Origin of the sequence: Microvirga sp. ACRRW, from assembly GCF_022346925.1 — a bacterium.
Classification (GTDB): domain Bacteria; phylum Pseudomonadota; class Alphaproteobacteria; order Rhizobiales; family Beijerinckiaceae; genus Microvirga.
Genome location: NZ_JAKRNJ010000006.1, coordinates 113,572 through 126,240, shown reverse-complemented (window position 1 = coordinate 126,240; position 12,669 = coordinate 113,572). Strand labels below are relative to the sequence as shown.

The 12,669-nt window shown below is 61.8% G+C and carries 10 protein-coding genes and 1 tRNA gene; 7 read left to right on the top strand and 4 right to left on the bottom strand.

The genetic code is table 11. The features are described from left to right. Positions 1 to 16: 16 nt before the first annotated feature. From MHY87_RS14895 to MHY87_RS14885, 3 genes are all read right to left on the bottom strand, one after another. A complete protein-coding gene (locus tag MHY87_RS14895) occupies positions 17 to 469 on the bottom strand; it encodes a DUF6790 family protein (protein ID WP_239353019.1) in 453 nt (150 codons plus the stop codon). Between the two features lie 171 nt (positions 470 to 640). Beyond that, positions 641 to 2,050: a type I glutamate--ammonia ligase gene (glnA, locus tag MHY87_RS14890; protein WP_239353300.1), complete on the bottom strand. Its 1,410-nt coding sequence runs from the start codon at positions 2,048 to 2,050 to the stop codon at positions 641 to 643. A gap of 66 nt (positions 2,051 to 2,116) precedes the next feature. Further along, positions 2,117 to 2,455 carry a P-II family nitrogen regulator gene (locus MHY87_RS14885; protein ID WP_009490961.1) on the bottom strand — a complete coding sequence of 113 codons (339 nt, stop codon included), beginning with the start codon at positions 2,453 to 2,455 and terminating at the stop codon, positions 2,117 to 2,119. 180 nt (positions 2,456 to 2,635) lie between these two features. Between MHY87_RS14885 and MHY87_RS14880 the strand changes: the two genes are divergently transcribed. After that, complete coding sequence (locus tag MHY87_RS14880; RefSeq protein WP_239353017.1) at positions 2,636 to 4,120, top strand: NAD(P)H-hydrate dehydratase; 1,485 nt, start codon at positions 2,636 to 2,638, stop codon at positions 4,118 to 4,120. On the opposite strand, the gene MHY87_RS14875 is transcribed toward MHY87_RS14880, so the two are convergent. Then, positions 4,113 to 5,468, bottom strand: coding sequence for a multicopper oxidase family protein (locus MHY87_RS14875; protein ID WP_239353015.1), 1,356 nt, complete (start codon positions 5,466 to 5,468; stop codon positions 4,113 to 4,115). The two genes, MHY87_RS14880 and MHY87_RS14875, sit on opposite strands and share 8 nt — an antisense overlap. 173 nt (positions 5,469 to 5,641) lie before the next feature. Here MHY87_RS14875 and MHY87_RS14870 point away from each other — a divergent pair. From MHY87_RS14870 to MHY87_RS14845, 6 genes are all read left to right on the top strand, one after another. Continuing rightward, positions 5,642 to 5,726 (top strand) — tRNA-Leu (locus MHY87_RS14870). A 109-nt stretch (positions 5,727 to 5,835) separates the two neighbouring features. Continuing rightward, entirely contained in the window at positions 5,836 to 7,230 is a 1,395-nt protein-coding gene (tig, locus tag MHY87_RS14865) for a trigger factor (protein WP_239353012.1), read from the top strand. A gap of 79 nt (positions 7,231 to 7,309) precedes the next feature. Further along, positions 7,310 to 7,942: an ATP-dependent Clp protease proteolytic subunit gene (locus MHY87_RS14860; RefSeq protein ID WP_239353010.1), complete on the top strand. Its 633-nt coding sequence runs from the start codon at positions 7,310 to 7,312 to the stop codon at positions 7,940 to 7,942. Positions 7,943 to 8,168: 226 nt separating this feature from the next. Further along, positions 8,169 to 9,437, top strand: coding sequence for an ATP-dependent Clp protease ATP-binding subunit ClpX (gene clpX, locus MHY87_RS14855; protein ID WP_091134484.1), 1,269 nt, complete (start codon positions 8,169 to 8,171; stop codon positions 9,435 to 9,437). A 227-nt stretch (positions 9,438 to 9,664) separates the two neighbouring features. Continuing rightward, on the top strand, positions 9,665 to 12,091 hold the full coding sequence (lon, locus tag MHY87_RS14850) for an endopeptidase La (protein WP_239353007.1): 2,427 nt from the start codon (positions 9,665 to 9,667) through the stop codon (positions 12,089 to 12,091). A gap of 193 nt (positions 12,092 to 12,284) precedes the next feature. Further along, entirely contained in the window at positions 12,285 to 12,563 is a 279-nt protein-coding gene (locus MHY87_RS14845) for an HU family DNA-binding protein (protein WP_099508052.1), read from the top strand. The last annotated feature ends 106 nt before the right edge of the window (positions 12,564 to 12,669 follow it).

Below are 12,669 nucleotides of genomic sequence, written 5' to 3'. Positions count from 1 at the left end.
GGATTGAGCTGATCGCTCACCTGGCAACCAGATAAAAGATCATGATGGCCGCGACGAAGAGGTCGGAGGCCAGCGCCATGTTTTCGATGCCGGTGCGCTCGCTGTTGCGCAGGTGCTGCAGACCGGCGAGGCCATAGAAAACAGCGCCGGCAAAGGCAGCGGGCGTGAGCCATTCCGTCCGGTAGACGGAGACCAATGCTACGAGCGCAATTGCGATATTGCCGAAGCCCAGCTCCATGACGATCTTGCGCGCGTCCGGATCCTTGATCCTGAAAATCGTCTCGGACGTGAAGGCAGGCTTGAAGATCTGATGCAGCCCGGCAAGCAAAAGCCGAACGCCCACAGCCCAGAACACGAACCATTTCCCAACCAAGAAGACGAGATTGCCGCGCGGCGTGAGAGGATATTCGATGCCGATCGATAGCAGCGGGAGGACCGCCATGGTCAGGGTGATCATGCCGAGATACATGGGGCTCCCCTTGTCCGAATGCGCTTTGCGAGCGCGGACCCGAAGCCAGAGTGCGGTAGAAGGCGGGGCTGAGCAATCATCCCGATGGGCAATAAAAAAACCGGGGCTCGAAACGAGCCCCGGCGAAGGAAGGCTGCGGCGAACGCAGCCGGGAGGAAAGCCTCTTCCTGCTTAGCAGGAGTAGTACATCTGGAACTCGACCGGATGCGGGGTCATCTCGAAGCGAGCGACTTCGGTCATCTTCAGCTCGATGTAGCTGTCGATGAAGTCGTCGCTGAAGACGCCGCCGGCCTTGAGGAACGCGCGGTCCTTGTCGAGGCTGGCGAGAGCTTCGCGAAGGCTGCCGCAGACCGTCGGGATCTTCTTCAGCTCGCGCGGAGGCAGATCGTAGAGGTCCTTGTCCATGGCCTGACCAGGATCGATCTTGTTCAGGATGCCGTCGAGGCCCGCCATCATGATCGCCGTGAAAGCGAGATAAGGATTGGCGGTCGGATCGGGGAAGCGGATCTCAACGCGCTTGGCCTTCGGCGAGGTCGTCCACGGAATACGGCAGGAGGCCGAGCGGTTGCGAGCCGAGTAGGCCAGCAGAACCGGAGCTTCGTAGCCCGGAACGAGACGCTTGTAGGAGTTCGTCGACGGGTTGGTGAAGGCGTTGAGCGCCTTGGCGTGCTTGATGATGCCGCCGATGTACCACAGGCATTCCTGGGACAGGTCGGCATACTTGTTGCCGGCGAAGAGGGGTTTGCCGCCCTTCCAGAGCGACTGATGCACGTGCATGCCCGAGCCATTGTCGCCATAGACCGGCTTCGGCATGAAGGTGGCCGTCTTGCCGTAGGACTGGGCGACGTTGTGGATGCAGTACTTGTAGATCTGCATCTCGTCGGCGGTTTTCACCAGGGTGTTGAACTTCGTGCCGAGCTCGTGCTGAGCGGAAGCCACCTCGTGGTGGTGCTTCTCGACCGTCACGCCCATGGCCTTCATGGCGGCAAGCATTTCGCCACGCATGTCCTGAGCGGAGTCCAGCGGAGGAACCGGGAAGTAGCCGCCCTTGACGGGGATGCGGTGACCGAGGTTGCCGCCTTCGTAAGGCGTATCGCCGTTGATCGGCAGCTCGGAGGAGTCGAGCTTGAAGCCGGTGTTGTACGGGTCGGCCATGAACTTCACGTCGTCGAACACGAAGAACTCGGCCTCGGGACCCACATAGACCGTGTCGGCGACGCCCGTGGACTTCAGATAGGCTTCGGCCTTCTTGGCGATGCCGCGCGGGTCGCGGTTGTAGGGCTCGCCGGTGGCAGGCTCGAGGATGTCGCAGTTGATGATCATCGTGGACGCCGAGAAGAACGGGTCCATCTGAGCCGTCGTCGGGTCGGGCATGAGGGTCATGTCGGACTCGTTGATCGCCTTCCAGCCGGCGATGGACGAACCGTCGAACATGATGCCGTCGGCGAGCAGGTCCTCATCGACCATGTCGACGTCGAAGGTGACGTGCTGCCACTTGCCGCGCGGATCGGTGAAACGGAAGTCGACGTATTTCACGTCGTTATCTTTGATCGCCTTGAGCACATCCTTGGCGGTCTGCATGGTCATAAGTCCTCTTCTGCCCTTGATTGTCCTCGGCCTGGCCGGCCTTGGCTTGAGATGACGAGTTTAGATCGCGTCGGATCCGGTCTCGCCCGTACGGATGCGGACGGCCTCTTCGACCGTCGACACGAAAATCTTTCCGTCTCCGATGCGGCCCGTCTGGGCTGCCTTGCGGATGGCTTCGATGGCGCTTTCGGCCATGTCGTCGTTCAGGACGATCTCGAGCTTCACCTTGGGCAGAAAGTCGACGACGTATTCTGCACCGCGATATAGCTCGGTATGGCCCTTCTGACGGCCGAAGCCCTTGGCCTCGATGACGGTAATCCCCTGGAGGCCGACCTCCTGGAGGGCTTCTTTGACTTCATCGAGCTTGAAGGGCTTGATGATGGCTTCGATCTTCTTCATCGGATAACCGTTTCGGTTCGGGACTTGCCGCTTTTAGCACCAGCTCAGGGGTGCCTTCCATGGCCTCTACGATTCAAACCGGGCAGAATTGCACCGCTGAAAGGCACTCGCTGCTCAAAGTTTGTGCATGTGCGGATTTCGGCGGCAAAGCTCTCCTGAATGGTCATTTTGAGGCTCCGAATGCCCCCTGAGCTGATCCTCCGGCCCCAAGAAATGAAACAAGCGGACGCTTTGACCATCGCTTCGGGGCTTCCCGGCATCGAACTCATGCGCCGGGCAGGACGGTCCGTGGCTCAAGCTGCAACGGAAATGCTCACGAAAGAGGCGCGTGTCGTCATTGCTGCTGGTCCGGGGCAGAATGGCGGGGATGGCTTCGTCGCGGCGGCGCTTCTGGCTTGGCAAGGCCATCAGGTCTCTGTCGGGCTTCTCGGCGATGTCGGCAGGCTGTCGGGCGATGCGGCTTTGGCGGCGAAGGACTGGAAGGGAACTGTCGAGCCCATCGAGGATCTGTCCTTCGGTGATGCGGACCTGATCGTCGATGCCTTGTTCGGCACCGGCCTCGCGCGCGATCTGGAGGGAGCGGCCCGCAGTGCCGTCGAGCGCATGAATGCTTCCGGCAGGCCTGTCCTAGCCGTCGACCTACCGTCCGGCCTCGATGGCGAAACGGGCCGGGTGAGGGGTGCCGCGGTCAAGGCCGCGCGCACGGTCACCTTCGCCGCCCGAAAACCCTGCCATCTGCTGATGCCGGGGCGGGCCTTCTGCGGAGAGGTCGAGGTGGCGGATATCGGCATTGCAAGGGTGACGCTTGAAACGACGGGCGGGAAGCTTTTTGCCAATGCTCCTTCCTTGTGGCTAGACAAGCTGCCCAAGCCTGAACCGGCATCTCATAAATACGATCGCGGCCACACTCTCGTGCTCTCAGGAGGGGCGACGCGGACCGGCGCGGCAAGGCTCGCGGCGCGTGCAGCCTTGCGCATCGGATCGGGCCTCGTCACCGTGGCGTCTCCGCCGGAGGCGCTTGGCGTGAATGCAGCTCATCTGACCGCCATCATGTTGAGAGGCTGCGACGGTCCTGAAGGGCTTCATCATATTCTGCAGGATGCGCGGCTGAACGCCCTAGTGCTCGGCCCTGCGCTCGGCGTCCATTCCGGTACCCGGGCCATGGTGGCTGTCGCCGCCCTTGCCCGCCGCAACCTCGTGCTCGATGCAGACGCGCTGACCTCCTTCGAGGGCCTTGCCACCGAAATCCATCAGGCCTTCCGCCACGCGCCGACCGTGCTGACGCCTCACGACGGCGAGTTCAGGCGCATGTTCAAGGACCACCCGGATATCCTTGATCCTGAATCGAAAATCGAGTGCGCGCACCGCGCCGCAGCGTATACGGGCGCGGTCGTGGTGCTGAAGGGGCCGGATACGGTCATCGCCGCTCCCGATGGACGGGCCGCCGTCAACGAGAACGGCACGCCCTATCTCGGAACCGCAGGTTCGGGCGACACCCTTTGCGGAATCATCGCAGGCCTCATGGCGCAGGGGCTGCCTGCCTTCGAGGCGGCCTGCGCAGGCGTATGGATCCATGCGGAGGCTGGCGCCAGCTTCGGGCCGGGGCTGATCGCGGAAGACCTCGCCGAGATGATTCCGGGCGTTCTGCGCAAACTCCTTATGTGACCTCGATCCAGGTCCACAGCCCTGCATCGAAGCGCTCCATGACCGTCGAGGCGAGGAGCCATTTGCCGGGATTATCGGCCACGAAGGCAATGCGGATCGTTTTGTTCTCCGGCACTTGCACGGTATCGAGCCAATAGGGCTCCCAGCCATCGTCGAGGGCATGGAGCAGGCGGAAGGAGTGGCCGTGCAGGTGCATGGGCTGGAGAAGGCCAGTCTCGTTCTTCAATGTCAGCACCACGGGCGTGCCGCGCTTGACCTTCACCAGCGATGCCGAGGTGCTGCCTGCGGCGCCGTTGATCGCCCAGGGAGTGTTCGTCTGCGGATCGCCCTTGAGCACCACGTCCCTGCGGGTGGCGTTCTGGAGCTTGATCATCTCAGGCAGCCTGGGGTTGGGCGGCAGCGGAGCAATCTCGGGCAAGGCTTCGCGCTTGTCTCCTTCCGCTACGATTTCCACGAGCGGAAAACCATTGCCGATCATGGCCATGACCATACCCGCTGGGCCGGTTTCGGTCGGTAAGTCGACCAGCAGGTCATAGCGGTTGCCGGGCGCGAAGGGCAGGGTGGCTTTCAGCGGCTCGAAGGTGCTGGAGGGCTGTCCATCGACAGCGATCACATAGGCTTTCAGCCCGTCAAAGCGCAGGCGCATGTTGCGGGCGTTGCAAGCATTGGCGAGTCGAAGGCGGATACGTCCGCCCGGCCGAGCCTTGATCCGCTGGGACGTAGGCTTGCCGTTGAGCGTGAGGAAGCTGCCGAGGCGGCCCATAGGGGCAGGTTCGGTGAGGGCCAGGCTGCCGTCGTCGGCAAGAGCCCAATCGTCCACGAGGAGAGCGATGTCCTGGTCGACCTGTGGCGGGGCTGCCTCCTCAACGATCAGCATGCGGGTCAGCCCGCGCTCCGTGGGCTCGGCGCTTCCGCCGATCACGCAGGGGCGGATCAGGAAGGTGCCGGAATCGGGCGGGATGAAACGGTACTCATGCTCCTTGCCGGGAGCGACCGGCTCTTGAGTCAGGCCGCCGGCGCCATCCATGGCATTGGGGCCGCGAACACCATGACAATGGAGCGAGAGCGGGAGTGGGGTCTCGTTCTTCAGGTTGAAGGCAAGCTCCTGTCCGTGCTTCAGGCGGGTCACCTCGTCCAGCTTCCCGTTGAAGGCCCAGAGTTCAGTGTCCTTGGCTGCATCGGGCCGAAGCCGCTGAGGGGCAGGGCGGGCGGCAAGATTTGCTGTCAGCCCCTTGCCAAGGCCTGCCGCCAGCTCTTGAGGGGTTGGCTGAGCTGGGGCCGAAACCCGCCCGCTTAGGCCGATCAAGGTCGTGGCAAGGCCGGCGGTAGCGGCGCGGCGGGTGATCATGCGGGGATACTCGCGACAGGGTGTCAGAAAGGTCTATGGGCTACCTTCTTGAACGGGAAAGGCCAAGTTCGGTTGCCTGTTGCTTTCACACGAACTTTTTTGATGCATGCCGCGCCAAGCGTGGTATAGAGCCGCGTTCCGGAAGAGGGGTGCGTCTATCGTGCCGCTCCCAGGCGGGCGTGGCGGAACTGGTAGACGCACTGGATTTAGGTTCCAGCGACGCAAGTCGTGGGGGTTCGACTCCCTCCGCCCGCACCAATCGTCAGGATTGGGTCCGGAGGCTCCTGGCAAAAGGTTGACGGCGTCATGCCGCGCGGCCGGAGCCTAACATCGATTTTTTCTTAAGTGAACGAAGGCGAATAGAACAATGCAGGTGACGGAAACACTGTCCCAAGGCTTGAAGCGAGAGTTCAAGGTCGTGCTCCCGGCCACCGAGTTGGAGCAGCGCCTGAACGACGAGCTCAACAACATCAAGGATCGCGTGCGGCTGAACGGCTTCCGCCCCGGCAAGGTGCCGCCGGCGCACCTGCGCAAGGTCTATGGCCGCTCGGTCATGTCCGACGTTCTGCAGAACGCCGTGAACGAGGCGAACCGCAAGATCATCGAGGACAACAAGCTGAAGCTCGCTCACGAGCCGCAGGTTCAGTTCCCCGAGGACAAGGAGACCATCGAGAAGGCCATGGACGCCAAGGGCGATCTGGCTTTCACCGTTGCTCTCGAAGTCCTGCCCGAGTTCGAGCTGGTCGATCTCTCCGGCGTGAGCGTGAAGAAGCCGGTCGTTGAGGTGTCCGAGACGGAAGTCACGGAGTCCCTCGAGCGCATGGCCAAGCAGAATCGCGCTTTCGAGACCAAGAAGGGCAAGTCCGCCGATGGCGACCGCGTGGTCGTGGACTTCGTGGGCCGCATCGACGGCACCGAGTTCGAAGGCGGCGCGGGCCAGGACATCCGCGTGGAGCTGGGCTCCAACACCTTCATCCCGGGCTTCGAGGAGCAGCTCATCGGCCTGAAGGCCGGCGATACCAAGCTCGTGAAGGTTTCCTTCCCCGAGAACTACATGGCCGCTCACCTCGCCGGCAAGGCCGCCGAGTTCGACGTGACCGTGAAGGAAGTCGAAGCTCCCGGCGAGCTGAAGATCGACGACGAAATGGCCAAGAACTTCGGCATGGAGTCGCTCGACAAGCTCAAGGAAGCCATCCGCGACGCCATCAAGCGCGACTTCGATACGCAGTCCCGCCGCAAGGTGAAGAAGGATCTCCTGGACGCCCTCGATTCCAAGTACAGCTTCGAGCTGCCGCCGACCCTGGTCGAGCAGGAGTTCATGGCCGTATGGTCGCAGGTCGAGGCCGACATGAAGTCGAACGGCCGCACCTTCGCCGATGAAGACACCACCGAAGAGCAGGCCAAGGCGGATTATCGCAAGATCGCCGAGCGTCGCGTTCGTCTCGGCTTGGTCCTTGCGCAGATCGGCGAGAAGTCCGATATCAAGATCTCCGACGACGAGGTGACTCAGGCCCTCATCGAGCGGGTCCGCCAGTATCCCGGCCAGGAGCGGCAGGTTTGGGAGTTCTATCAGAAGAACCCGCAGGCTCTCGCCGAAATCCGCGCTCCTCTGTTCGAGGAGAAGGTCGTTGACCAGATCCTGTCCCAGGTGAAGGTCACGGAAGAAACGGTTTCCAAGGAAGCTCTCTTCAACGACGATGACGCCGAGACCGATTCCAAGCCGAAGGGTAAGGGCGGTAAGAAAGCCAGCAAGGGCGAGTAACGCTTTCTCAAGCATTCTCGCTGCTTGCATCAATCAGACGGCCGCGCATTTCGCGCGGCCGCTTTGGAGCAGTGAGACAATGAGAGATCCGGTAGCGCTCTATAACAACACGCTCGTTCCCATGGTGGTCGAGCAGTCGAACCGCGGTGAGCGCGCCTTCGACATCTACTCGCGCCTTCTGCGCGAGCGGATTATCTTCCTGACGGGTCCGGTCGAAGATTATTCGGCTTCGCTCATCGTGGCGCAGCTTCTGTTCCTCGAGGCCGAGAACCCGAAGAAGGAAATCTCCTTCTACATCAACTCTCCCGGCGGCGTCGTGACCTCGGGCCTGTCGATCTACGACACGATGCAGTTCATCCGCTGCCCGGTTTCGACCCTCTGCGTCGGCCAGGCGGCCTCGATGGGCTCGCTTCTCCTGACCGCAGGCGAGAAGGGCATGCGCTTTGCACTCCCGAACGCCCGAATCATGGTTCACCAGCCCTCCGGCGGTTACCAGGGTCAGGTCACGGACATCATGATCCACGCCCGCGAGAGCGAGGCCCTCAAGCGCCGCCTCAACGAGATCTATGTGGGCCATACGGGCCGCAGCTATGAAGAGATCGAGCGGGCTCTTGAGCGCGACAACTTCATGACGGCGGAAGCCGCACGGGAGTTCGGCCTCATCGATCAGGTGATCGAGAAGCGTCCTGAGCCGGCGGCTGCCCCGGCCTAATCCCTAAAACCTGGGGAAAAATTCGCCCCAGGTGCGTCTTTTTAACCGGTAACCCCGTTTCTATTGATCAGGCGCCTGCGCCGTGATTGCATGTGGATTCGGGGGCCGGGGCGATTTGGCCTGGTAAATTGTTGGTGTCGGAACCTTTCATTAGGCCCGGCACTCATAAAGTTTAAGGGTGCGGGGCCGGCACAGGGCCGTCCCGGCACGAATTGGAGATGTGATAATGACCAAGGCTGGCGGCAACGACTCCAAGAGCACGCTGTACTGCTCGTTCTGCGGCAAGAGCCAGCACGAGGTTCGCAAGCTGATCGCTGGCCCGACGGTTTTCATCTGCGATGAATGCGTCGAGCTCTGCATGGACATCATCCGCGAGGAATCGAAATCCTCCCTCGTGAAGTCCCGGGATGGCGTGCCCACCCCGAAGGAAATCAGCCGCGTTCTGGATGATTACGTGATCGGCCAAGAGCACGCCAAGAAGGTGCTCTCGGTGGCGGTCCACAACCACTACAAGCGCCTCGCCCACGCCACGAAGCACAACGATGTGGAATTGGCGAAGTCCAACATCCTGCTGATCGGTCCGACCGGCTCGGGTAAGACGCTGCTCGCGCAGACGCTCGCCCGCATCCTGGACGTGCCCTTCACCATGGCCGACGCCACGACCCTGACCGAAGCCGGTTATGTGGGCGAGGACGTCGAGAACATCATTCTCAAGCTGCTCCAGGCCTCCGACTATAATGTCGAGCGGGCGCAGCGCGGCATCGTCTATATCGACGAGATCGACAAGATCTCCCGCAAGTCCGACAACCCGTCCATCACGCGCGACGTATCGGGCGAGGGCGTACAGCAGGCTCTCCTGAAGATCATGGAAGGCACCGTCGCCTCCGTGCCTCCGCAGGGCGGCCGCAAGCACCCGCAGCAGGAATTCCTGCAGGTGGACACGACCAACATCCTGTTCATTTGCGGCGGCGCCTTCGCCGGCCTCGAGCGCATCATTGCCGGTCGCGGCAAGGGCACGTCCATCGGTTTCGGCGCCTCTGTCAGCTCGCCTGACGACCGCCGGACAGGTGAGATCTTCCGCGAAGTCGAGCCCGAGGATCTGCTGAAATTCGGCCTCATCCCCGAATTCGTCGGCCGTCTGCCGGTTCTGGCGACGCTGGAAGACCTCGACGTCGATGCTCTGAAGACCATTCTTCAGGAGCCGAAGAACGCCCTGGTCAAGCAGTACCAGCGTCTCTTCGAGATGGAGAACGTCTCTCTGACGTTCCAGGACGAGGCCCTGACCCTCATCGCCAAGAAGGCGATCGAGCGGAAGACCGGCGCCCGCGGCCTGCGCTCCATCATGGAGGGCATCCTCCTGGAGACCATGTACGACCTGCCCGGCCTCGATTCCGTCGAGCAGGTGGTCATCGGCCCCGAGGTGGTGGAAGGCAAGGCCAAGCCGCTCTTCATCCATGGCGACCGCAGCGAGCAGACTGCGAGCGCCAGCGCCTAAGACGATTTGGTGATCTTGATGATTGGGGGCGTTGCGGACACGGTTCTTGAAACAAGGGCTCCGCAACGCCACATAATTTCTTGCGCGGTGGTTGTCCGCTCATCCCCCGAGGGACGGCGCCGCGTACCGGATGCAGCCCATAAAAAAAGCCTGAGCATTCCGGTATTCCGTCCGAGAACCAGCTTATTCAAGGGGCCTCCCGGACGCAGACATAAGGATGTTGTCTCATGACACAGTCGAAGCCTCGTCAGCCTGTCATCCCGGGCTCGACCGGAACCTATGCGGTTCTGCCTCTGCGCGATATCGTCGTCTTCCCGCACATGATCGTGCCGCTCTTCGTCGGCCGCGAAAAGTCGATCCGCGCGCTTGAGGAGGTGGTGAAGAACGACCGTCACATCCTGCTGGCAACGCAGATCGATGCGACGGACGATGATCCGGCCGCCGAAGCGATCTACAAGGTCGGCACGCTAGCCAACGTGCTGCAGCTTCTGAAGCTGCCCGACGGCACGGTGAAGGTGCTGGTCGAAGGCGCAAGCCGCGCCGAGGTGAAGAACTACACCCGCACGGACGAATATTACGAGGCCGAAGCCGAGGCGCTTCCGGACTCGCTTGGCGACCAGATCGAGGCCGAGGCGCTTGCCCGCTCGGTGGTGGCCGAATTCGAAAACTACGTGAAGCTCAACAAGAAGGTCTCGCCGGAAGTCGTTTCCGCCGTGACCCAGATCGACGAGCCTGCAAAGCTCGCCGACACGATTGCTTCGCATCTTGCGATCAAGATTGCCGACAAGCAGGCGATCCTTGAGACGCCGACCGTTGCGCAGCGCCTCGAGAAGGTGCTCGGCATGATGGAGAGCGAAATCTCCGTTCTGCAGGTCGAGAAGCGCATTCGTACCCGCGTGAAGCGTCAGATGGAGAAGACGCAGCGTGAGTATTATCTCAACGAGCAGATGAAGGCGATCCAGAAGGAACTTGGCGACGACGAAGGTCGCGACGAGTTGGCCGAGCTCGAAGAGAAGATCGAAAAGACCAAGTTCACGAAGGAAGCCCGCGAAAAGGCTCTCGGCGAGCTGAAGAAGCTGCGCCAGATGTCGCCCATGTCTGCGGAAGCGACCGTCGTGCGCAACTATCTCGACTGGCTGCTCGGCATTCCGTGGGGCCGCCGCTCGAAGATGAAGAAAGACCTCAAGGCCGCGCAGGATCTGCTCGATTCAGATCACTACGGTCTCGACAAGGTCAAGGAACGCATCGTCGAGTATCTTGCCGTGCAGCAGCGCGCCAACAAGCTCACGGGCCCGATCCTCTGCCTCGTCGGTCCTCCCGGCGTCGGTAAGACCTCGCTCGGCAAGTCGATTGCCAAGGCGACCGGTCGCGAGTTCGTGCGCATGTCGCTCGGCGGCGTTCGCGACGAGTCCGAGATCCGCGGTCACCGCCGCACCTATATCGGCTCGATGCCCGGCAAGATCATTCAGTCGATGCGCAAGGCCAAGACGTCGAACCCGCTCATCCTGCTCGACGAGATCGACAAGATGGGCATGGACTTCCGCGGCGATCCGTCGGCGGCTCTGCTGGAGGTTCTCGACCCTGAGCAGAACAACACGTTCAACGATCATTACCTGGAGGTCGACTACGATCTCTCCAACGTGATGTTCGTGACGACGGCGAATACGCTCAACATTCCCGGTCCGCTTCTCGACCGTATGGAAGTGATCCGCATCGCGGGTTACACCGAGGAAGAGAAGGCCGAGATTGCCCGCACGCACCTGATCCCGTCGTCCATGCAGAAGCATGGCCTGCAGGAGAAGGAGTGGAAGATCAACGATGAGGCTCTCCTCATGCTGGTCCGCCGCTACACCCGCGAGGCAGGCGTGCGTAACCTGGAGCGCGAGATCAACAACCTCATGCGCAAAGCGGTGAAGGAGATCCTCATCTCCAAGGTGCCGTCGGTCGAAGTCACCACGGACAACCTGCCCGAATTCCTCGGTCCCCCGCGCTATCGCTACGGCGAAGCCGAGACGGAGGATTCGGTCGGCACGGTCACCGGTCTTGCCTGGACCGAGGTGGGCGGCGAGCTGCTCACCATCGAAGGCATCGCCATGCCGGGCAAGGGCAAGATGACCGTCACGGGCAACCTGCGTGACGTGATGAAGGAATCGATTTCGGCTGCGGCGTCCTATGTCCGCTCCCGTGCGGTTGCCTTCGGCGTCGAGCCGCCGCTGTTCGACCGCCGCGACATCCACGTGCACGTGCCGGAGGGTGCTACGCCCAAGGATGGTCCGTCGGCCGGTATCGCCATGGCAACCGCCATCGTCTCCGTCATCACGGGGATCCCGGTTCGCCGCGATATCGCCATGACGGGCGAGGTCACGCTGCGGGGCAGGGTGCTGCCCATCGGCGGGTTGAAGGAGAAGCTCCTGGCGGCCCTTCGCGGCGGCATCAAGAAGGTCTTGATCCCTGAGGAGAACGCCAAGGATCTGGTCGACATCCCGGCGAGCGTGAAGAACGGTCTCGAAATCGTGCCGGTCTCCACCATGGATCAGGTGCTCCAGCACGCCCTCGTACGCATGCCCGAGCCCATCGAATGGGACGAGGCTTCGGTTCTCAAGGGACCCAAGCCCGCCGTCGAGGACGACTCGGCTGGAGTCGTTGCTCACTAAGCGGTTGACGCCTTCTTAGGAATAAATAGGCCCTCGGATGTGAAATCCGAGGGCTTTTTTAGTGTGAAACGGCATAAAATGGCTTGTTTCCAGTGCTTTGGGGCTTGCTTACGGACAAGCTTTACGCCACACGAATGCTTCCTGAAACGGTGATACATAATTCTCATCACCGTGATCATTGGAGGATATAGAAATGAACAAAGGCGAGCTCGTTGCTGCCGTTGCCGACAAGGTCGGCCTTTCCCGTGGCCAGGCTGGCGAGGCGGTTGACGCCGCCATCGAGGCGATCACCGGCGCTCTGAAGAAGGGCGACGAAGTGAAGATCGTCGGCTTCGGCACGTTCGTGGTCACCAACCGCGCTGCCGGTGAAGCCCGCAACCCGCGCACCGGCGAGAAGGTGAAGGTTCCGGCTTCGAAGACCCCGAAGTTCCGCGCCGGCGCGGGCCTGAAGGACGCCGTCAACGCGAAGTAAGCGCTTTTCAGCAGCATTCGCATTGAATAGAAGGCCAACACCGCTTGCGTTGTTGGCCTTCTCTTTTTATGTCAGACGCATCGGGGCTGGAAACATCCGCAGCATC